At 35.4% G+C, this 21,099-nt stretch carries 19 protein-coding genes and 2 pseudogenes; 3 read left to right on the top strand and 18 right to left on the bottom strand.

Features of this window, described 5'->3' with window-relative positions:
- Positions 1 to 156: 156 nt before the first annotated feature.
- The 3 genes from IPN31_11680 to IPN31_11670 form a co-directional block, all read right to left on the bottom strand.
- Positions 157 to 1,410 carry a T9SS type A sorting domain-containing protein gene (locus tag IPN31_11680; GenBank protein ID MBK8682541.1) on the bottom strand — a complete coding sequence of 418 codons (1,254 nt, stop codon included), beginning with the start codon at positions 1,408 to 1,410 and terminating at the stop codon, positions 157 to 159.
- Between the two features lie 219 nt (positions 1,411 to 1,629).
- Positions 1,630 to 1,878 carry a zf-TFIIB domain-containing protein gene (locus IPN31_11675; GenBank protein MBK8682540.1) on the bottom strand — a complete coding sequence of 83 codons (249 nt, stop codon included), beginning with the start codon at positions 1,876 to 1,878 and terminating at the stop codon, positions 1,630 to 1,632.
- A 42-nt stretch (positions 1,879 to 1,920) separates the two neighbouring features.
- Positions 1,921 to 2,577 carry a VTT domain-containing protein gene (locus IPN31_11670; protein MBK8682539.1) on the bottom strand — a complete coding sequence of 219 codons (657 nt, stop codon included), beginning with the start codon at positions 2,575 to 2,577 and terminating at the stop codon, positions 1,921 to 1,923.
- Positions 2,578 to 2,704: 127 nt separating this feature from the next.
- Between IPN31_11670 and IPN31_11665 the strand changes: the two genes are divergently transcribed.
- On the top strand, positions 2,705 to 3,388 hold the full coding sequence (locus IPN31_11665; protein MBK8682538.1) for a TetR/AcrR family transcriptional regulator: 684 nt from the start codon (positions 2,705 to 2,707) through the stop codon (positions 3,386 to 3,388).
- Positions 3,389 to 3,424: 36 nt separating this feature from the next.
- Here the strand turns inward: IPN31_11665 and IPN31_11660 are convergent, their stop codons facing one another.
- On the bottom strand, positions 3,425 to 5,005 hold the full coding sequence (locus IPN31_11660; GenBank protein MBK8682537.1) for a DUF1254 domain-containing protein: 1,581 nt from the start codon (positions 5,003 to 5,005) through the stop codon (positions 3,425 to 3,427).
- Positions 5,006 to 5,575: 570 nt separating this feature from the next.
- On the bottom strand, positions 5,576 to 7,033 hold the full coding sequence (locus IPN31_11655; protein ID MBK8682536.1) for a DUF1254 domain-containing protein: 1,458 nt from the start codon (positions 7,031 to 7,033) through the stop codon (positions 5,576 to 5,578).
- 227 nt (positions 7,034 to 7,260) lie between these two features.
- Here IPN31_11655 and IPN31_11650 point away from each other — a divergent pair, with 227 nt between their 5' ends.
- On the top strand, positions 7,261 to 7,530 hold the full coding sequence (locus IPN31_11650; protein MBK8682535.1) for a hypothetical protein: 270 nt from the start codon (positions 7,261 to 7,263) through the stop codon (positions 7,528 to 7,530).
- Positions 7,531 to 7,543: 13 nt separating this feature from the next.
- Here IPN31_11650 and IPN31_11645 read toward each other — a convergent pair whose 3' ends face one another.
- Together IPN31_11645 and IPN31_11640 are read right to left on the bottom strand one after the other, a co-directional pair.
- A complete protein-coding gene (locus tag IPN31_11645; GenBank protein MBK8682534.1) occupies positions 7,544 to 8,164 on the bottom strand; it encodes a trimeric intracellular cation channel family protein in 621 nt (206 codons plus the stop codon).
- A gap of 527 nt (positions 8,165 to 8,691) precedes the next feature.
- Positions 8,692 to 9,120, bottom strand: coding sequence for a DUF1801 domain-containing protein (locus tag IPN31_11640; GenBank protein MBK8682533.1), 429 nt, complete (start codon positions 9,118 to 9,120; stop codon positions 8,692 to 8,694).
- Positions 9,121 to 9,459: 339 nt separating this feature from the next.
- Here IPN31_11640 and IPN31_11635 point away from each other — a divergent pair.
- A pseudogene (locus tag IPN31_11635) lies at positions 9,460 to 9,937 on the top strand (hypothetical protein).
- A 48-nt stretch (positions 9,938 to 9,985) separates the two neighbouring features.
- Here IPN31_11635 and IPN31_11630 read toward each other — a convergent pair.
- The 11 genes and pseudogenes from IPN31_11630 to IPN31_11580 all read right to left on the bottom strand — a co-directional run bounded on the left by IPN31_11630 (position 9,986) and on the right by IPN31_11580 (position 19,520).
- Positions 9,986 to 10,720 (bottom strand): hypothetical protein, encoded by a 735-nt coding sequence (locus tag IPN31_11630; protein MBK8682532.1) that lies wholly within the window; start codon positions 10,718 to 10,720, stop codon positions 9,986 to 9,988.
- Positions 10,721 to 11,161: 441 nt separating this feature from the next.
- The gene (locus tag IPN31_11625; protein ID MBK8682531.1) at positions 11,162 to 11,809 is read right to left on the bottom strand and encodes a hypothetical protein; all 648 of its coding nucleotides are present in this window, start codon (positions 11,807 to 11,809) and stop codon (positions 11,162 to 11,164) included.
- Between the two features lie 110 nt (positions 11,810 to 11,919).
- Positions 11,920 to 12,654: a hypothetical protein gene (locus IPN31_11620; protein MBK8682530.1), complete on the bottom strand. Its 735-nt coding sequence runs from the start codon at positions 12,652 to 12,654 to the stop codon at positions 11,920 to 11,922.
- 238 nt (positions 12,655 to 12,892) lie between these two features.
- Positions 12,893 to 13,402 carry a protein kinase family protein gene (locus tag IPN31_11615; protein ID MBK8682529.1) on the bottom strand — a complete coding sequence of 170 codons (510 nt, stop codon included), beginning with the start codon at positions 13,400 to 13,402 and terminating at the stop codon, positions 12,893 to 12,895.
- Positions 13,403 to 13,809: 407 nt separating this feature from the next.
- On the bottom strand, positions 13,810 to 14,241 hold the full coding sequence (locus IPN31_11610) for a restriction endonuclease subunit S (GenBank protein ID MBK8682528.1): 432 nt from the start codon (positions 14,239 to 14,241) through the stop codon (positions 13,810 to 13,812).
- Positions 14,242 to 14,467: 226 nt separating this feature from the next.
- Positions 14,468 to 15,647: pseudogene (locus tag IPN31_11605) on the bottom strand (SAM-dependent DNA methyltransferase).
- 3 nt (positions 15,648 to 15,650) lie between these two features.
- Positions 15,651 to 15,914 (bottom strand): hypothetical protein, encoded by a 264-nt coding sequence (locus IPN31_11600; protein MBK8682527.1) that lies wholly within the window; start codon positions 15,912 to 15,914, stop codon positions 15,651 to 15,653.
- A 639-nt stretch (positions 15,915 to 16,553) separates the two neighbouring features.
- The gene (locus tag IPN31_11595) at positions 16,554 to 17,138 is read right to left on the bottom strand and encodes a hypothetical protein (GenBank protein MBK8682526.1); all 585 of its coding nucleotides are present in this window, start codon (positions 17,136 to 17,138) and stop codon (positions 16,554 to 16,556) included.
- A 135-nt stretch (positions 17,139 to 17,273) separates the two neighbouring features.
- Positions 17,274 to 17,672 (bottom strand): DEAD/DEAH box helicase family protein, encoded by a 399-nt coding sequence (locus tag IPN31_11590; GenBank protein ID MBK8682525.1) that lies wholly within the window; start codon positions 17,670 to 17,672, stop codon positions 17,274 to 17,276.
- Complete coding sequence (locus IPN31_11585) at positions 17,672 to 17,929, bottom strand: hypothetical protein (GenBank protein MBK8682524.1); 258 nt, start codon at positions 17,927 to 17,929, stop codon at positions 17,672 to 17,674. Before IPN31_11585 ends, IPN31_11590 begins: the two co-directional genes overlap by 1 nt.
- Positions 17,930 to 19,133: 1,204 nt before the next feature.
- Positions 19,134 to 19,520 (bottom strand): AAA family ATPase, encoded by a 387-nt coding sequence (locus IPN31_11580; protein MBK8682523.1) that lies wholly within the window; start codon positions 19,518 to 19,520, stop codon positions 19,134 to 19,136.
- Positions 19,521 to 21,099: the final 1,579 nt, after the last annotated feature.

Genomic DNA, 21,099 nt, shown 5'->3' with positions numbered 1-21,099 from the left:
CTTAAATAATTTGATGCTAGTTTATTTATTAAAATAACGATGCTTTACATTTCACCTTCTCAACTTATGCTTATCAAACAAGCATTAAATGATATTGTTTTAGTCGGATTAATTGAAGGATTTCTGATTAATAATTGTAAAGTAGGAGTATTATTATCAACCTATTATCAGCTTAGTAGTGCATAACTCGTTAGTTTGAGTTTTTATTTTAAGCAAATACATTCCTTGTGGAAAATCAGTTTTAATTATTTGATTGTTGGTTATATTTTTCTCGACTTTTATTAACTCACCCAAAGTAGAATAAATGTAGATATCGAACAATTGATTGTTATTTGATTTCACAAAAAAGAAATCCTTACTTGGGTTGGGATAAATTTCAAAGTTGGTATTATTGTATTCTTCAAAGGAGGTGTTGTAATCCACTTTTAGAAACCATTTTATTGCTTCGGTATCATTATAAAATTTTTGGAAGATGGCGTTACCTGATTTATCATTTCCGGATTCTGACCAATGCAATCCATCATAAGGTTTAACATCATCTGGACATTCAGTTTTGAAGCCATCGTTTCTTGGATTTTTGCCATCGGCCCATAAATACGCACCCCAATCTAACACAGGTGCGTTTCTTTTTACACCACTAAATGTTAAGCTAGTATCACCTTTAATTTGAGCTTCAATTAACCATTTTAAAGTCCAGCCATTAAAATAGTCTCTGGGTTGTCGAAGTCCTAAGCCTGGCGTACTCGAATTGTCAATATATCCTGAATAGCCACGACTGCTTAAATAACAAATTTGCAGATTAGGATAAGTTTGAAGCAGAAGTTTAAATAAGGTTTTAAAATCATTCATTAAATCAAGAGGAGCGGAGGGGAAAGTATAATTCTGCGAAGTGGTATTTTCTTGTTCAATCCAAATCACTTGTACTTGTAAATTATTTACTCCACTTGAGTTAAGCTGATTACTAACGTATGACCAATAATCATTAGTTGGGTGATTTATTTGTTGTATTCCATTACCGCCATCGCATCCATTTACAATAGTGAGATAGGAGTTGATTAAACTAAACGTATCTGTAATTTTTTGAAAACTTTCAAATTCAGTTTTAGGATTTGATGCACCAATTGAAAGTAGAACTACTCTTCCATTATCAAGGTCAGTAATTCCGGATGCATTTAGTGGCGAGATTTTCGAAATGGCATTGTTTACATTGCTAACTTGCTGAATAGGTTTGTGGTTGTTGCCAAAGTATAATCCACCTTGAAATCCTGAGAAATAGCCACTCTCTAAATCAATAATAGGAATTAGTCCTGTTGAGTCATTCTCACAGTTTTGGGAATATAGAGGTAATGAAATTGCCAGAATTAATGCGAGGGAGATTGAAGTGAATTTAAAGTATAATCTATTTTGCATCTTCTTTATTATTGGCTTAAGATGTTTTTAATAATGCACAAAGATACGAAACCTCACTTTTGCAATTTAAAACAAGTCTCTAAAAGCCCATTGCATAAAATCTAACCGGGCAGATTCTCAGTAGCAGTCGCAGATAGTTTCCGGTTGAGAAAGTAGATTGTGCTTTGGTTAGGATGGCAGGAAGGAATTGCGCCCCGATAGCTTTCAATGTTTTGCGAATTAGAAGTCAAATAATTCTCCCAATAATCCCTTCTTTTTCTTATAGCGATAGTCACTATCCTTTGAATGGTTTTGCCTTTCAGAATAACTTTCCGGCTGAATATTCTTGACATTTGTTGAAGATCGTTCAATGATTTTATCAAGTTCTCCACGGTCAAGCCAAACTCCACGACAATCTGGACAATAGTCAATTTCTATCCCGCTACGGTCTGCCATTACTAAGGATACATTACAATTAGGACATTTCATATTTTTCAGTTTTTTTTTATTCAATTATTAAATTCGATATACTTAAGTGTGATTAATTTTTTCTTTTTTCTTGGCAAGTTTTATTATTATAGGCGATGTAACTATTATAACCAATCCTATAATAATATATTCTAAGTTGCTTTTAACCCAGGGAATATCGCCTAAAACATAACCTAGTGAGGTAATACTGCCTACCCATACAACCGCTCCGATAATATTATAAAATGCAAACTTTTTATAGTTCATTTCTACTGTTCCAGCTATGATTGGCGCAAACGTTCTTACTATGGGTAAAAAGCGGGCGATAGCAATGGCAAAGCCTCCTCTTTTTTCATAAAAATCGTGTGCTGTTTGAATATGTTTCCTTTTCAAAAACCAGGTGTCTTCTTTTATGTTTACTTTATGTTTGAATTTATAGCCAAACCAGTACCCGAAGAAGTTCCCCAGAATTGTTGAGACCGCAAACAACATCATCCAAAACAGAAGATTAAGAAATTGATTGGCAAAAGGATATGGAGTTTCATTAGCAGAGGAGATTATCATTCCCGAAATAAATAAAAGAGGATCCCCCGGCAGAAAAAAGCCAATTATAATGCCTGTTTCAATAAATAAAATAAGCAAGACTAAATATAATCCGCCATTTTTCATTATCCAATCAGGGTCTAATAGGTGTTGAAGGTATTCTAATATTACATCCATTTATTGGTTTAGATATTTGGCTAACAAAAGTAGTCAAACTATTCTACATGAAAGCATTACTATCACATAAAAATGTAAAACTTATTTCCATAGCTTTGTTTAAATTTTTGAGGAAAGCGCAACAACTATGGAATATCAGTTCAAAATAAAAATGAATGCAGGTTTATATATTCGTAATCCTGAAGATACCGAGTTGGGAAGAAAAATTTTAAAACATAGTGTAGAGCTAATTTATAAGTTGGGTTTTGAAGCTTTCAACTTTAAAAAACTCGCTGAAGATATTGGTTCGACAGAAGCAGGTATTTATCGTTACTTTGAAAATAAACATAAATTATTAATCTACATTACTGCATGGTATTTTGGGTGGATTGGATTTCAAATCGCATTTCAAACAAATAACATAGATGTCCCTAAAGTTAAACTACGTAAAATAATAAGCATATTATCATCTCCAATTGAGGATGATAAACTAACAAGTTATATTGATGAAAGCTTGCTACATCATGTAATTGTTGCAGAAGGCTCGAAAGCCTATTTAACCAAGCAAGTAGAGGAAAATAACAAATTACAATTTTTTCAACCGTATAAGGATTTAAGTACATTGATTGGCAATGCTATTTTAGAATACAATCCTAATTATAAATTTCCTAAATCTTTAGCTTCTACGATTGTTGAAATAGCACACTTTCAGAACTTCTTTATGCATAATCTTTCAGCACTTACCGACTTTAGCAAAAGGGATAATGAGACTGAAATAGTTGAATTTTTAAATGATTTGGTTTTTTCAAGTATAGATAAGGGTACTTCATAATCCTCACCATGTTCACATACACTTTGTTCAATACAGTTATTCTACAACCTCGAAATCACCAGGTTGCCATGTTTTATCAAACCAAGGTTCTAGCGGGCCATACAATCTAAACAAAACAAAAAAGCCTTTACCGGATACGGACTGTAACCAGTTGGCTTCCATTCCTTTGGGAGCACTATTGGTCGGTCCAAAAAATAAAGTAACTGAGCCATCTTCATTCTTAACAAGTGGGGTTCTTTGGCTACTTATACTTGGGAGAGGTTGGTCTGTTTGCAGCTCTGAACGTGTTTGAGGATCGTACATTACAATCGACCAAAAATCCTTTGCCGGTACATTTGCAGGAATGTTTAGGGTATAATTTTTATTGCCATCAAGATAATTTCCCTTTGAATCAAGAACGGCTAACGCATATTGCGAACCTAAGCCAACCATCTTTAACACCATGGCAGGTGTGTTTACAGTAGCACCATAGAAAAATCTTGTTCTTGCATCTAAAAAACGCCCTCCATTTCCTTCATCTTTTAACCATTCATAGCTTCCGCCAATGAATGCTGACTCCCAATGTCCGGTCTTAAATAATGCAGCAGATTCCTCTCTCGTTTTAAAAGTAATGGCACGAGCAGTAGCATTACCAACTGCAACAGCTTCTATTAAGATAGCCTTCATTCGTGCGTCTGGAGCAAAAGTCAATCCTTTTTGAATTCCAATACTGGCAAATAGTCCCCTTAACTCAGGATCCAAAAATGAAACAGGTTCACGCTGAATAACGGTATTTAATTCTGTGTAAAAATCATAGTTGTTAGCATGAATCGTATTAAAATCATTCTTTGAACCATTAATAAATTCCATTGCTGGAGGATTACTTTTATCCTTAAGTGGATATATTTTTAAGCCATCACGATACATTTTAGAAGACACATCGGTTTTACCATCCACTAAAAATCCTCTAAGAACAATGCAGTTGACATAGCTTGTTGATTTCGCCACAAAGTAGCCTGCCGGTATTTCTCCTTCATAATCCGGTGGCAAAATCAAATATTTACCTCCCTTTCCTCTGTCTGGTCCGGGCGCACCCATATCAATCACAAACCTAAAATATGCATCATTTACAGTGCCTGGACCAGAACCCGCAGGCACTTCCACAACTGTGGGTCCGCTTTCTAGTAAGTTCAAAAAAGCTAAGGCATATACAGTGCTGGTGTTACCTGTTAAAAACAAGGGATTGGAATCCATCAGATCATCAAAAATTAATACTTGATTAGAGTTTTTTACACCCACATCTTGTAAACCGGTTCGCAAACCTTCTATGGACGTTGCTGGAATTCCATTTAAGAAGGACTCAACTCCTCGCATAAAATCAAGGTTGTCATAAAGTTTTTCTGTGGTTTCCACTGATGGGTATCCGTCAAAGAATTTCAGAGTTCCAATTCTTGTCTCTACCACATCAGGCGTCAATATTTTATCGGGGATGTTTGTATTATACTTCTCTTTGATTGATTCTATTGAAGTTTCTCCACTTTCATTTTTGTTTGTTTTATTCTCATTTGTATTTTGACAACTCCAAGCAAACAGCGTAAGCAAACAGATTGCAATTGAAAGATAGTATTGTTGTTTCATAATGCTTTTAGTCTTAGTGAATTTAGGTTTTTAGTAAATGGATAGTAATGTTTTGAATACAAGGAATGTAATAATGTTTGAGTTAATGTTATTTGCATACAACGTCAGTCCGTCTCCAAACCTTAATTGCTTTTTAAAGATTGCAAATCTCGCTTTTAAAAAGTTATTCAAAGGGATTTACGTGAATTACAAAAATGTCTTTTTTCTGTGAGGTCAGATTCTCAATAACCGCCGCAGATAGTTTCTGGTTGTGGAATTTGATTGCATTTTAAGAATTATGGAGTGAAGGAATGGCGCCTCGATAACTATCGAGATTTTGCGCATTATTTATTTTTTAATGAAGACAAGAACCCTGTTGAAATGGAAGTAGTATTAAATTGATTTACGCAGCGTCACCGCTTGCAGAGGGAGACGCTGCTTGGACAAAATAAAATATGTTATTATTTTTTTTTCAAAACCGCAGTAAACAGCGTCTTGACACACTATTTACTGCGCTCTTAATTTTTAATTTCATATACCATATTAATAGCGTATAAATATTTGCTATATAAAAATTATTGATGGTCAGTATCAATCAGCAACCTCCACACCCGGAGGTCCCCAACTTCCTTTACCAGGAGGTAATACCGAAGAAGCTTCAGACGCCGGTGTTGGCCAGTATAAACGCAGTGCTAAATAGATAGGACCATCCGGTGCTGGTAACCAATTAGATTCTTTGTCTTTGCCAGGAGAATCTTTCTGGATATACAATGTCATTGAGCCATCTTTGTTTTTCTTCATTTCCGATAACATTGGCGTATTAATCAGATATCGGTCAATCGGATTTTTGACCAGTAGTTGATTGTCGCCATAGTACATGGTTACCGACCAAAATGCATTGACAGGTGGTAAAGAACCGGCTGGGAAAGTGAGAGTATAATTATGCTTGCTACCATCCAGGATTTCACCTTTTGCATCCTTTCGACCTAACAGATACATAGCCTCTTCGGCATTATTTCCATAGATTCCTGCCCTGCCTCCTCCGGCACGTTTTAGCCAGTCCCCATTATAGAAATCGCTATCTCCCCATAGTGATCCTACTTGCCAACCATTCACATCGGTGGCGCCGGCAGCTACAAATTCAGTGACTTTAGCATCGCCTGCTTTCATTCCTTCGGCCATAGCTTGTTGTTGCTCAGTAGATAGTTTTGTCATGTCAAATGTCATCCCTGCACCAATACCTAACTTGGCTAATCTGGCTCTAATGTCCTTGTCCATATCTGATTCAGGAATATAGTTAAGCGCAGCATTTAGATAGTTCCAAAAATTATTTTTCACCTCGGCTGCAGTCGCAGGTAAGAAGTTGATTTTAGGTGCAGCAGCAGGTGCAGGTTGTTTTTGAAAAGCTGAAAGTGTTTGGATATTGTATCCAGATTGGATCTTTATCACATTGGGCATATCCTTGGGATTGAAAAGCTGGGTGCGGAAAATGACCAACATAAATGGTGTAGTTGAATGAAATACTTGTCCGAAGCCAGTTGGCATTTCGCCTTTCCAATCAGGACCGACCACCACATAAGTTCCAGCTCCATTGCCTGTTGTACGGCTGCCGATGTAGCCTCTGTTGTAGAGGTTACCATCCACCAATTGTACAGAATAGTAGCGCCCTTTTTCTACCTCCGGTACTGTGATCACTACAGGCTCGGCACGTAAATCTAGCCATGCAACCGAGTAGGGTGTATCGCTGTTTGCGCTGAGAATTGCCACATCTTTATAAGTATAAACACGTGGCTCGTTCTTTATTTGGTTGAATGGTGCTTTATACTGACTCGAAGTTGAATCAACCGCATACTCATTCATTACGGCATAGTTCATTGCCAGAGGCAGACCATAAACGAACCCGTCAGCAGCGATATCCTTAACTTCCTCAGTAGTCAGTGCCAATTCAGATTTGGAATCTTCCGCTTTCTTATCGTTTTGGTTACAACTGGTCATCAATGCCAATGCACTTATACAGATTAAAGGGATAAATTTTGAGGATTTTTTCATAATATTCTATTAAGTCAAATAATTATTTTGAAGGACATTAATTAATTCCAATTCGGTTTCTTATTGTATTTATTATAAATGATCCATTTTATACGTTCTCTTTAACTTGGTCTTCAGAATTTATCAAGCCAATTTTTGATCGGGCAATAAAATTTAAAAATTATAAAACCGCTTTTTCCAATAATTGTTTTCGCTCATTCGAATTCGAAAACATAATTAGGGTTTTCATGTGGTTTGAAAAACTCAAAAGCCGATGTATAATGCATTATGATGAAGAAGTTGATTACTATTTGTGGATGGATGACAGGAAGAAATTACGCCCTGATGAATTGAGATTTTATGGATTAATTATTTTTAATGGAGACAAGAAACCTGCGGAAACGGAAGTAGTACTAAATTCATTTGCGCAGCGTCACCGCTTGCAGCGGGAGACACTTCTTGGACAAAAACTTGTTTCTCTGAACGCAGTTTCTTCTGCAAATTTTCTCATTCTTTAATTCATTTAGTCGTTCAGTTTTTGTGCATTGGCTGTAGCTGCGGTAAATGAATATGAAATTTTACGGCTAACAATCGAATTACAATTACAGTTAATGCAGCAATAATTTCTGTCAAACCTGTCGGCAAGTTAAGGTAACTACATATGAAATAAACTCCTCCACCTGCAACACACGCAAGAGCATAAATGTCTTTTCGGAAAATCAAAGGCACTTCGTTTAGCAATACATCTCTTACTACACCACCAACAGAACCTGTAATTGTTCCCATAACAATACAGACCCAAAAAGGTAGTCCTGCATCGATGCTTTTGGTAATACCAACTATTGTAAATAACCCAAGTCCGATGGTGTCAAACAAAAACAATGTATTGCCCCATTTAAATAGTTTTTCTTTAAACAGCAATGTAACAACAAGGGCAACTCCTACGGTCAGAAAATATTTGGCATCCGTCATCCAAAAAGGGGTAGTTTCAAGCAATATGTCTCTGAGTGTTCCTCCTCCAATAGCGGTTACCAAACCAATAACGAATGCACCAAACCAATCAATTTGTTTACCTGATGCTATCCGAATACCACTTATTGCAAAAGCGAATGTGCCTATGAGGTCTAAAAGTATAGTGAAGTTTAGCTGCAAAATACTGTAGTTTGTTTTTCTTTCTTAATCAATGTGAATTCAAATTATACTGTTGTGATTTGAGTAATCACGTGAAAGCCTTTATTATGAATATTTAAATAGGAATTAAATTAATTAACTGCAATTGACTGAAGGCAAATATGCAAATGAATTTCTTCTTTTTTAAAATTTGATTTTTAGTTGAGTTAACCTTTTGTTTCAACAGCTATCAATGAATTATTTTCACTCACATCATAGCATTGAGGATTTATTTCAAGAAATCTGGATTTTGATATGCTGGATCTGGATAAGTATATCTATTTCGATGCAGATAATACCACATTATTTCTATGGGATTCTAGTATGTATTGCATATATAAGATTGCAAATCCTAACCTATAAAATGCAATTGTTATTCAATGGAAATGTGTGGGTGGCTTTTAGACAGTTTTACGTTTTGCAGCTTGGCGAAGGTGTCGATTTTCACCACAAATATTGCGTTGTTTTTTGTCTTGATTGGTTGTTGTCATTTAATTACTTTATAATTTTCAGTTTGTTGTCTGCTCAACACCGTCTCGAATGGCAACATCAAGTATCTCAATATTAATGTCTTCAAGTGATTTGAACTTAATACAATAGCCCGTTACACTTGCCTTACCTATTGTTTTTCCATAGGTTTCAGGTAAATACTTTTTATCTTGAATACCCATAATATAAACAGATATTCCTGTCGTGTTTGCACTGATACCAACTTGGTAGAATTCTTTGGTTTTACCGTCAGCATATTTTATGATCAGAAGTCCGTAGCCAATATTAGGATTGGTAACAATTTTCCCTTTGTCGTCTTTACCATCTAAAAACCATAATTTACATTTTGGTAATGCTTTAAGTATGCGTTTATGCAAGGTTTCGATGTCTGAACGTTTTGTCTCAGGTTGTGAAGCAATGTATTCTTTGATTTGGTCTTGAATATTCATTATTTGTTCTGTTAAGTTTGTCGTCCTACAATGACCCGCTAACGTCAGTCTGTCTAAAAACCTCCATTACTTTTTAAAGGTAATAATTCTCGCTTTTAAAAACTTATTGAATGGGGTTTAAGCGGCTTACAGAGATGATTTTTTTATAAGAATACTTTCTGTGCTGAAAAAACAAATTGGCATATTAAACTTAATATCCTTCTGCAAATAAATCTATCAGTCGCACATCATTATCTGTACTATTAATTTCATCTAAGTTTTCACTAAAAAGGATAGCTTGATTTCTATTTGTTCCTTGTATGTATTACATACATAAAATTGCAAATTAACACCCATAAAATGCAATTACTATTCAACAGAAATGTGTGGGTAGTTTTTAGGGAGTTTGAAAAGCTCAAAGCCATTACAAAGAAGACCCTACCTGCCAGCGAAGACCCTACCTGCCAGCTTTGATGAGCGGATAAAGAAACTCAAAGAAGTGCAACGGGATGGATCAACTACTTCCGAATGGCGAGTATTTCGGGCAAACTCAAAGCTGTGGATAGCTGGGTAAGAAACAGGCTGCGCTACTGCATCTGGCATGACTGGAAAAGCCGGAGAGGAAACGGAAAACCTGATCCGATTAGGAGTTGACCAGCGACATGCCTATATGTTAAGTCGCACGAGAAAAGGAGGCTGGGCGATAGCGCAATCACCTATACTCACTACAACCATTACTTTGGAAAGGTTAAGAAAAAAAGGGTATCAATCCATGCTGCAATATTACACCTGTGTATCCCCACAACTTAATGAACCGCTAATTACGAGACCCGTATGATTAGTGGTGTGAGAGGCGCACTCCGTCAGCGAAAGTTGACGGAGCCGTCTACTCGATTAGTGGCTGGCATTTCTCGTCCTTCGTTAAGCATATTTTGGAGTTGGTCGGGTTAGATTTGAAAGTGTAAATAGTCCGCCTACTATCAAAACTGCTCCACCAATAAAAAGGAAAACCTGCTCCAATTAAGTCCGCAATGTTTGAAGAAAATAGAAATGGTAAGCAAAATAGCATTCCAAATATTCCAGCAATAATTGAAGCCAATGCTCCATATTTAGTAATAGTCTTCATTGTTAATATTGTTTGTTTTTCAGTTCTCGTCTCGATTACTTGTTTTCTTAAAGATTGCGTTTGGATATCAGCACATTCTTCAATTGTCCAACTTGAAATAGGTTTGGATTTTTGTCCGCTTTTAAAATCCTTATAAAATGTCAACCACTCGTCTGGCAAAAGGATTGCTCCAAATGTCAGAATAGCAAAACAAGGAATTGTATAATTGCCGTTTCCTAACATAAACGCTTGCATTCTAATTTCGTCAACGGGTGTCATTTTAAAGTCGAGCAATACGTGTTTTAGGTCGTGACTTTCATATTTAGGAACAAGTCCAAGCTTATTGTCGTCAAGGCATTTAGCAATGTCGTGTCCTAACGTTCCAATTGGATATTTTCTTAAATTTTCTACTTGGTCAGCATAGTAATTTTTGTCGTGAAATTGCTCGATTGTCCAAACCGAAAGGTTAAACGATTTCTTAATTATTTGTCTTGATATTTTCTGTAAAATATTCATATGTCTTTTGTTTGCAGGGTCGTCATAGCATTACGCCTAACGTTTTGCAGCTACCCGAAGGGCGGGACTTTTACCACAAAACTTGATTTGAAAAACTAAACTTCCATTAACCACAAAACTGTCTTTGGAACACGAAACCCCGCCTTTTGGGTAGGTGCTGTTATAGCCAGTGGTTTTTGTCCACCGTCCTTGCAAACCATTGTCAGTATTGAGTTTCTGTGTCATTGAGTGTCGGTTGTGCGTTGCGTTTTTTATTTTTTAAAGCGTTGGAGAAAAAAAAATGAAATTCTCTTTTGGGTCGGTGAGGTGGAAGCTCTTTTGCAATTTTTGGTCTGTGCGTTGGCTTGTGCGAATTGCAAATGTGCTTACACCTGTGCGATGGCTATGTCTTTGTCTGTTTATGTTTTTCGTATGCTTCCATTATATCTTTTCTTAAAACTGTTACTTCAATGTCTTTGCTTTCAATTGGTATTTTGCAACTGCTTCCATTACTGGTTCTATGTATTCTGAACCTATTCTTATTTCTTCTCTTGCATAGTTTAGAATTGCAATCCAATTAAGTGTTTGGTTTTTTGCTTGTTTGGTTCTTTCAATTGCTTCAATGTACAAGTGTCTGCCTGGGTCAGCAAAACCACTACGAAACATTGCAAGTCCTTTAGTAGCTGTTAAACAAATTCTTGTTGGTTCGTCTAATTGGATGTCGTGTTTAATTTTATTTAAATGTTCAAATGCTTCTTTTGCTCTATTGTCAAGTGCCAAAGCATACGCTAAATTATTTATTAATTGAGGATCATTTGGATGACTGTGTAAACCTGCATTAAGAAAAGCAATAGATTTTTCTTGGTCTTTAAGAATTGTACTTGCTAAGTTTGAACCAAACATTATTGGTCTTTTTGAAAATGGCATATCCATGAACCATTTGGCAGCATTGTCTAAAGCCAATTCATAATCATGATTTTGAAAATTATCAAGTGCCTGTGCTTCAAAATTTAAACCTACGTTATAGATTGATGGATTTAAGTTTAGTTGATTATCTTTTATTGTAGCCCACTCAACTTGTGCTAATGAATTATCATTAGGGTTTATCAATGCTTTATTGAATAACTCTCTACTTTTTTTAACACTACCATTTAGTAGTTCAACTGTGCCAAGTGAACTGGCTAATTCAGTAAAGTTAAATGGTGAAATGTTTTTTGAGTTTATAAGTTCAATTCCCTTTTTATAAATCTTGATGTCCGATTTCTAATTGTGGAGATTGAAATTTCAGCTGATGTTAACCAAGGGTCAAAGTTCGTTAGTGGGCTTTTTCGTAGTATATCATGAACATAATCTAATTCATCATAATGAGCAAATAATCTTGTTGCACTTCTTAAAACAAACCTGTTATTTTCAGTTAAATGCAATGCTGTCTTCATTGCTTTTATTGCCTTTTCTCTATTTCCAAGTATTGAATAATACCTTGAAAGTTCTACATACAATATTGCATTGTAAGGATAGAATTTCAATAAATCTCTTGTCTCCTTAATTTTTTGATGAATTGGAGCTGGATTAATTAGTCCACTTAAGTTATCAAATGTAACAGTCTTGAATGCAACTGATAAGTCAATAATTTCAGGTTTGTTCAGAATTTTATTGGCTAAAGACACTTGCGATTTTGTTGCTTTGCCAGAATTTTGAAGTACAAAATTGGCTGCTTCAATTACGTTGCCATCATTGATGAAGTTATTTACTAAGGCTGCACTCAGTAAATCAGAAGCGTGAATTACAGTTCTATTAAATTTCCAATCGAGAATATAATCATCAATTGTAACTACATTTGATGGTATTGCTCTTTCTTCCTGAAACGAATTCAATTCGCCAAGTACGGTAGTTTTACCAAAACTTCTCCAGTTTGGAACTACCCTTCGGTCTTTATGTTCAAATAGATTTGCCAATTCTTAACTCTTTACAATTAATTCAGCTTTACGTTTTAAAACATCTAGCATAGTTACAAATCTCTCAAGACTGTAGTTACTTCCTTTTGATAAAACACTTTTTGGGTGTCCTCTTTTTTTCGAAATGGATGGCACAAATACTCAATAAGAACTCTTAAATCTGTTTTAAATTCCTCTTGTGAAATATTATCTTCAAACTCCCGCAAAGCTTTAGAGAATCCATCTTCAAGATAATATTTTAATTCGTCAAATGTTCCTTTCCATTTTTCCCAACTAAAATTATCAGGTATTTGCTTTCAATGAGTGCAGACATACTTATTCCCGAAAAATAGAAAACTACTAAGCTACCAAGTAAATAACAGTCAGTTGCAAACACACGTTTTAACCAGTCCTTTTCATAATATCCATACATAATTTCAGGTGGTGCATAAGTATTGTCACCCGTAAATGCCATTTTATTATAAGGCCCATCCATATCCTTGCACATTGAACGTCCTAAGTCACCTAATTTACTTTCAGAACTAAATACCAAAACATTTGAAGGCTTTAAATCTTGATGCGAAACTTCAATTTGATGTAGTTGTTTTAAGCCAACTGCAATATCATGTAATGACTTCAATCGCCAAGCATAATCAAGTTTTGTGGAAAAATCTAAACGCTTTCTTATATCACCTTCAGCTAAATCAAAAATTAAATATGGAACAATAGAAAAAGAATATCCTTTTACATTTTTTCTCGCCAGCTTCACGTACAAATGAAACTTTTGTAACGTGTTTGTTTTTACAGAATTCTGATAAATCTCTTTCGTATTTGTATGCAGTTGACATATCATTCATAACGTCCATTATACCAGTTCCGGGAATAGAAATGGAATTAAACTTCATGATATCAAAAGCCTTTAAGAAACAAGTTTCTCCGTCCTTTTCAACTAGGTAACAAACCGAAAAGAAAGAACCAGTTTGATTATCTCTTTTTCTATTTTTTCCTTTACCAACCATCCAGTTTGCAAAGTCAGATTCAATAAATTATGTGCTGCGTTATCTGTCATTATTGTATGTATATTATTAATTTATTTCCACTTCATTTTTGCGCCCCAAACATTTAAAACTTCTATATTCATTTCAACATTCAATATGCCTATTTCCTTTCAAGTCATCAATTTTGATTAATTGCATTTATTCTCTCAAGAAATTTAGATTGTTCTTCGATATTCGGAAGTGGAATTCGTGATTTTAAGAATTTGTCAACCTTCAATCTTCTTCTATTGGAAGTGCCTACACTCGTTGTTTGGCAAATCTTTATAAACTGTGGGGACTGTATAACGATGTTTAAAAATTGAGGTAACATAACCTCCGAATTCACTTTAAAAAGTGGAAAGTCTTGAGTTACAATAGCACCGTTCAATTCAGCAGGAACAATTCCAAATGCCCCATTTCTCGCATCAATTTTTGACATAATGAAGTTGCCTTTTGATGCAAGAAATTGGCTTTTAGTTTTGATTTTAGAACCAATTATTTCTTGCCTAAGAATTACACCTTTACCATTCATTTTTACAGTAATCTGTTTATAAATTACTGAATCATCCAACTTTACTGATTTTTTAATCGGCTAAAGTATTTTACCAATTTCAATATTATCATAATTCTCATCTTCTGCTTCTTCTACATCATTAAGTATTGCAAGATTATAGCCTGGTCTTTCTAGTATTTGCTCTTTTGAGAGAATAGTAAATGACAATTCGGAATTGCGAACTTCATTTTGGTTTTGTTTTACGCAGTTTATTAATTATATCGGAGTGCATTAGGTGGTCATTTTAATCTATAGGTTTGCGTTCAGAACCAAGCTCAAAGCCATCATTACTTATTTTAAGAAAGAAAACTCCATTAATGTTGTTCCTAATTTGTTTGTCAAAAATTAAAATGCTTGTTTTGGTTGTTCTTGTATAAGGATTAAAGACACCAACTGGCAAGCTTACAACTCCACAAGATTGTTGTCTAACATTATTTTCCTTAAATTGGAATAAGCACTACCATTTTGAAAAATTATTCCTTCGGGCACAATTATTCCTGCACGACCGTTTGTATTTAGATGTTCAACAATATAATCCACAAATAACACTTCGCTTTTTTTTGCACTTACACTAAATCTCTTGTGTGGTCGTATGCCGCCTTTCGGTGTCATAAATGGCGGATTAGCCAATATACATCAAAGGTTTCTTGCCAACGGTCTTCACTACTCAAACTGTCGTACTCGTGGATAAGTGGCGTTGCAAAACCGTGTAAATACATATTTGCTAAACTCAACCGCACCATATCGGGGCTTATGTCGTAACCCACAAAATTGGTTGCGAGTTTTTCTATCGTCTGGTTTAGTTTATCGCCTTGGCGTTTGTCGGTGTTTTGATTTAATATGTGTTTGTAGGCACTCAATAAGAAACCTGCTGTTCCACAAGCTGGGTCAAGTACAGTTTCGTTTTTCTGTGGGTTTACACAAGCCGTTACAAAATCAATAATGTGTCGGGGTGTCCTAAACTGCCCTTGCATCGCCTTTGGCTTCCCATTACACTCAACAAGTATTCAAAAGCATCACCCAGTTTCTCGCTGTGGCTGTATTCAAATTCGTTAATGTATTTTAAAACAGTTTTAAAGTGCTTGGTTCGCGGTAAGGCAAATAAGCATTTTTAAAATGTTACGGAACAGTTCGGGAATGTTGGGATTGGTATTTAATTTTTCCAATGCTTCGCTATAAGCGAAAAGCATATCAATTCCGCTTAACGAAGGGTCAAATAATTTTCTCAACCGTATTTGGCATATTCGCCTGAAAAGAATTTTTTGCTTTGCCTTTTAAACTTCAACGGCTTTTATCCATATCGTCCATAAACTTATAGATAGAGCCAATGTAATTTGCTCAATCTGGCTTTTCGGGTCGGGCACTTTACCTACCAACACATCACGGCAATCGTCAATATTCTTCTTTGTAGTTGCGTCTAACATTTCTTAGGCAGATAAAAATTTATTTAATGGAACGTAGGTTTTAATGTAGTAAGGCAATTTGCTTTTCATTTCATCGTCCACACGGTTAAAGTCTTCTACATTAAAACTTGGGTTGTGATATAATTCTGTAAAATCTTGTTGGTCTATAATGTTTCTCACACTTGGGTCAGTGATATATGCACGCAAAAGAAATAGCGTAAGCCTTGCAATCTTGGATGTTGGAAACGTTGTTGGTGCTAATGAATTTTCAAATTCATCACTTAACAAATCGTCTTTGCCTTTATTTGATTACCGAAATAAATGAGTTCCAAACAATTCACGCCAACCAATTTACCGGTCAATTTTTAATGACTTGGGTAATTTTTCTAAGTCAAAATATTCTTCAGGTTTGTTGTCATATTTTTTCTTTGGCTCTTGCAGCTACTTCCACATCACCTGCCTCCATCAGTTGTGTTATTTCATCATCAGTTTTCCTTTTCTTCAAACTGAAAAACATTCGGTCAACTTTTCATTCCTGTAAAGTCAACTTTGCTGCTCGTGGAAAGAATGGATTCTGTCGTCCTCTTTGTATTCGTAACCTTCTCTTTTGGGTTTAATGGGTGTTGTTGTCCACCATCGGCATATCATCGCCTTTGTCAAAGTTTACAGGCAATTTCAATACTTGGTCGTACTGATATTTTCTTCAAAGTATTCGCAAGTAGCAAAGAAGTCAAAGAGTTTAAAGGCTGTTTTGTCAATCGAAACAGATTCTTCTTCGCCTAAGTCATTTTGAACTTGTGTTCAAATTTGAATATGAGTTCCTCGTCCTTTTATCTGAATAAATTCTGTTGGAGAAAAAATTGGTCTCATTAAAACCAAGGTTCAAAATATTTGGGCAATCCCAACCAGTTGTCATCATTCCAACGGTTACACAAACTCTTGCCTTACTTGTTTTGCAGATTCTAAAATTTCTTTGTCTTTGGCAAAATTGCTAAAGCCTAGTAATTTATCGTTGCTAAAATCAACAGTCATTTGCTGACTGTTTTGCACATTGGAAGTTACTTGAACTGCAAAGTCGCTTTGATACTTGCCAGAAATATTGGTGTGCATATTCATTGAGCAATTGAGCCAATTTTTTGCAGCGTGGTTTTGCGAAACAAAAAAACCAAACTTTCCAAACTCTCCATTGATTGGGTCTTTCAGTCCGTTTTCAATAAATGTTTTGCAAAAAACACGGTTGGTTTCATCACTGAAAAATTTCCGTTCAAAATGATTTTGCTTGTAATTTACCTCTTCTAAAATGTCTTCTTGTTCGGTACTAGCAACCGTTACCATAATCCCGTAACCTTGTTCCGATAAAAGTTTGGTAGTAACATCCGTTCTTGCATCAACAACAATCGGCTGTCGTAAATAGCCGTCTTTAGCACCGTCCACAAGTGTATAACGATACGTAGGAATGCCACTCTCACAACCGAAGGTTGTGTAGGTGTCAAGTAACATTCTTCGTTCCATTTCTCTTGGGTCGTCAATGTTGTTGGTGTCTAAATGTTTTAAGTAATCTTTTGGTGTGCGTTAAAACCTAGTTTGTAACCCAAGAAATATTCAAACAATGCTCTGCTGTTTCCGCCACCTAAAAGTCGGTGCGATTCATCGGGAAATAATTAAATCAAAGTCGGTCGGTGAGAATAGTGTTTTGTATTTGTTGTTTACCATTAACGATTGAATGGTGGTAACAACGATGTCGGCTTTACGCCAATCCGTTTTTCTTCTCTTTGTAAACAACTGTTGTAATGTCGTTTTTTTAAATAGTTGGTAAAATCTTTCTGCTTGTTCTTCCAATTCCAAACGGTCAACCAAAAATAAAATGCGTCTTGCGTTTCCAGTTCTGTAAAAGAGTTTGATCAATGCAGCAGCAGTCAAGGTTTTTCCTGTACCTGTTGCCATTTCCAATAAGAGACGCTTTTTGCCTTCGTTGCTGATTGTTGAACCGCTTTTGACTGCTTCAACTTTTGATAATAGCGAAGGAAACGACGCTAAATTGAAAATTAAATCCTTCTTTTGTGTTCGTCTTGAAACTCTGGTATTTGTTTGTAGTTCGGAAGTTGAGTTAAAACAACATAGTCGTCATTAATTTCTTCGCTAACTAATTTACTTGGCTCGGGATTAAATTGATAATATTGTTTGATGGATTCAAGTGTCGGGAATACTTGTATTTGTTCAGGGTTTCCAGTTTCAATGTTCCATAAATAATGAAGCGTTCCGTTTGGAAAGGATAATGAATTTAACCTTTTGAGATTTGGCATAATTTCTTGCTTGTTCTTTTCCCAACAAGTGGATTCAAACTTTCTTTCTTAGCTTCTAAAACAAGTATTGGGTTTTGGTTTTCGTCAACCAGTAAAAAGTCGATGAAACCGTTTTTGAATGTTCAAAGTCTTCGCCTAAATCGTCCATTGTGATGGAAGATTCAAGTTTAATAGTCGCCTTACTCTTGTCCAGTGTCAAAGAAGCTCCACCCTGATTCCTCAAGGAGTTTATTAATTTTTATTCTTGGCTTTTGCTTCTTTCTGCCATTTAATTCAATACAATTTCCAGTCGGTTAAGATACTCAAAATTACGTTTTAAAGTCCGTTACCGTTCCGTGGTGGGTGGGAGAATTGGCTCTTTTGCAAGCTTGGGTTTGTGTGTCGGCTTGTGCGGCTTGCGTAAATGTGCCAATTGTGTGTCGGCAGCATTTCAATTTGTTTGTGCGGTGGGGAAAAATAAAAATATAAGTTGGTCAGCGGGTCGGTTAAGATGCTGTCCATTTGCAATATTGTTTCTGATGTCTTTGGTCACCTGTCAAATGGTTTGTCTTTGTTTTATGTTTAAATTTTCCGGTCGGTCGTTTGTCGTTGTAACGGTCGTCCACCATTGGCTATAACGTTTGGCGCTTGGCGAAGAAGCGGATTTCGAAGCACAAAACTGTCTGCCAGCATGAACTTGATACGAAGCACAAAACTTCATTTAAGCACTTTGAACCCGCTTTTTTGCCAAAACGCCTGTTATCTACTGGGCTACTGTCATCAGGAATCATCGTTTCAAGTTTCGTAGTCATGTTATTAAGGTTCGTTAATTGCTCTCTTTAATGATTCAAAATATTTGAGCGTGTTCTTTATCAATGTCCATAAGTTTCTTCCATTGCGTCAGGTAGTAACATAATTAACTCATCATGTTTTGTTGCCTTTTCAAATGTCGTGAAATGAGAGAAGTGATGCAGTATTTTTAAATTATGAGTGTTGCCAATAATAAGTCAATTCGGTTATCAACTTCTCCAGTTGAGTCAGAGATTTCATCAAAGTATAAATTTCGAAATCGTCTTAAAGCATTTGGCATAAGTGTAAGCTATCGTCTTCCAATTTGCAACCGTCTTTATGAAACTTGAATAGAATTTGAAACAAATAAACATACTCAGATTTAAGTCTCAAACTTTTAGGTAAAGGGATTATTTGAAGAGTTGTCTTCACCGATTCAATGTAGATAAAATAGTAATGACAACGGGTGTTTAGGATTACTGTTGTATTTATTGAGTTGTGATGAATCTTTTAGGAAGGAGAAAAATTCAAAATTGTGTGTAGAAATAAAAAGTTGCTTGAAACAATTGATTGCGGCCTCTGGCTGCAATAGGTCTTCGCCTTTTCTAAAGAAGCGAGAGTTTATTAGAGAATAAATCTGTGCTATATGATTTGCATCAAGACTTGGGATTGGGTCGTCAATAAAATAATTGTTTCTTCGTTTCTTTCTCTCCGTGAAAACATCTAATGTAACTAAAAATAAGCGAATGAGGTACAGTCTCCCACCTTCGCTTAAATTTTCAGCAAAATCATTTCCTCTTTGCAATGCAAATCTGTCGTCCATTGTTAGATGAATTTTTATGTCTTCACGATTTAAAAAAATGCCTTAATAAAATTTATCAAGTTCTTTTTGCCAGCAACAACATCTTTTTAAGTTTTGCTAAAGGGTTCATTGTTCTTAGATTTTAATTTTAGCAATTAGACAATCGTATTTTCTTAAACATTCAACAGAATAATTTTTCGCATTTTCTTTGACCATATCTCTCTGTCCAAGAAGTCAGCAACAGGATGTTTTTAATTTCTCCGAGCTGTATTTTGCTGTTCATTAAGTTTTTACAAAAGCGTTATGAGTATCAATTATTTTTGGATGTCCCAACAATCCAGTTCACCTAACACCGTCTACAGAAACCAAATCATATTCAATTACTGTGAGAGAAATTAAAAATATTTCCGTTCTCTTTTCTATCTAATTCGTCTGAAAAGCTCTTTAAAATTTCTTATATACTTTTTTATTTCCTTCCATTTCTCAACTTGTTTTCAAATTCGTTTGTGGCATTTTATCAGTAAAGTCATTTTACTTTTCGGTATGTTTTAGGATTGTCAAGTGCCGTTGATTCGTTTGTTAGTAACAGCTTGCAATTTTCTTTCAGAGCAGGAGTTTGGCAGAAGCATTTAGCTTGGTGTTAAGTAAATTATATCTGTCTTTTGTAATTTTATTTCACATAAAAGGAACAATCTTCTTTGTTATCGTGGGTATGCAATTCAAGCCCTTCTTTTGCCCACTTATAAAATATCATTGTTGTTTTCTAAAACTTCAATGACTTCTGTTTGAAGTGGCTCTACTTTTAGAATAGCCTCAACGCTATCATAAATAGTTTACGCTTTGCGTAAAACTATTTTATCAATTTCGTTTTTGTCGTTGCTTGCAAGTGCAGTCTTTTGATTTCTGCTAAGATGTTCGCATCTACAATTAATATTGTGCTGCAAGGTTATTTTTCCAACTTGTGTTTTATTCCTTTTAAGTGTCCTTTGTTGAACTCTATTGGACTCTGTTAAAAGCATCAATCTTTATTGTCCAAATGCCTCATTGGTATGCTTCCATCCTTCGAGATTGTTAAACTCGTCTAGGCAGGTTGGTGGTTGCCTTTTTTCCAATAATAGTTTCTGTCCCCTCAATGGAATTTATTCGGTCTTCATTTTTTCAATCTCTTCTCTGATTCCTACATTCTGTCCAACATCAAAGGAAATTGCATCCAAACTTTCATTCGTATCCCTTTTGTTGCTTGATAAGCTCTAGATTGAATACACCACTCCATATCCAAATGTTGTCAAGTCAGCCTGTGTAAAGTTCTTTCTTGTCATCATCGCAAACAATCTTAAAGCTCCCTGCACGTGGATATTTTTCGTGAATTTGTTTGTCCCGAAGCGAAGAAAATATTCGCAAGTTGTTGTCTTGCCTGAATAGTTCAGCCATAAATTACATTCTTCTCCTTGAAGTCTTTTATGCCGTCTGTGAATTGTCCCACTTGTAGTCCTTGAAAACTCAGATTGTTTTGCCAAGTTGAATCTTTCTAATCATTATTTGTTTGTCATGGTAAATGAAAAAGTTTGGTTTATGCATTCAGTTCAAAGTTAGCAGTGTC

The sequence above is a fragment of the Bacteroidota bacterium genome (assembly GCA_016715425.1).
Lineage (GTDB): Bacteria > Bacteroidota > Bacteroidia > Chitinophagales > BACL12 > JADKAC01.
Note: the sequence above shows the minus strand (reverse complement) of the source record. Positions and strands in the feature narration are given on the sequence as shown.

What these genes read in the sequence shown, in the direction of transcription:
- IPN31_11680 (MBK8682541.1), bottom strand. Translation starts at nt 1,410, where the DNA reads ATGCAAAATAGATTATACTTTAAATTCACTTCAATCTCCCTCGCATTA.
- IPN31_11675 (MBK8682540.1), bottom strand. Translation starts at nt 1,878, where the DNA reads ATGAAATGTCCTAATTGTAATGTATCCTTAGTAATGGCAGACCGTAGC.
- IPN31_11670 (MBK8682539.1), bottom strand. Translation starts at nt 2,577, where the DNA reads ATGGATGTAATATTAGAATACCTTCAACACCTATTAGACCCTGATTGG.
- IPN31_11665 (MBK8682538.1), top strand. Translation starts at nt 2,705, where the DNA reads ATGGAATATCAGTTCAAAATAAAAATGAATGCAGGTTTATATATTCGT.
- IPN31_11660 (MBK8682537.1), bottom strand. Translation starts at nt 5,005, where the DNA reads ATGAAACAACAATACTATCTTTCAATTGCAATCTGTTTGCTTACGCTG.
- IPN31_11655 (MBK8682536.1), bottom strand. Translation starts at nt 7,033, where the DNA reads ATGAAAAAATCCTCAAAATTTATCCCTTTAATCTGTATAAGTGCATTG.
- IPN31_11650 (MBK8682535.1), top strand. Translation starts at nt 7,261, where the DNA reads ATGTGGTTTGAAAAACTCAAAAGCCGATGTATAATGCATTATGATGAA.
- IPN31_11640 (MBK8682533.1), bottom strand. Translation starts at nt 9,120, where the DNA reads ATGAATATTCAAGACCAAATCAAAGAATACATTGCTTCACAACCTGAG.
- IPN31_11630 (MBK8682532.1), bottom strand. Translation starts at nt 10,720, where the DNA reads ATGAATATTTTACAGAAAATATCAAGACAAATAATTAAGAAATCGTTT.
- IPN31_11595 (MBK8682526.1), bottom strand. Translation starts at nt 17,138, where the DNA reads ATGGAACGAAGAATGTTACTTGACACCTACACAACCTTCGGTTGTGAG.
- IPN31_11585 (MBK8682524.1), bottom strand. Translation starts at nt 17,929, where the DNA reads ATGCCAAATCTCAAAAGGTTAAATTCATTATCCTTTCCAAACGGAACG.
- IPN31_11580 (MBK8682523.1), bottom strand. Translation starts at nt 19,520, where the DNA reads ATGGACGACAGATTTGCATTGCAAAGAGGAAATGATTTTGCTGAAAAT.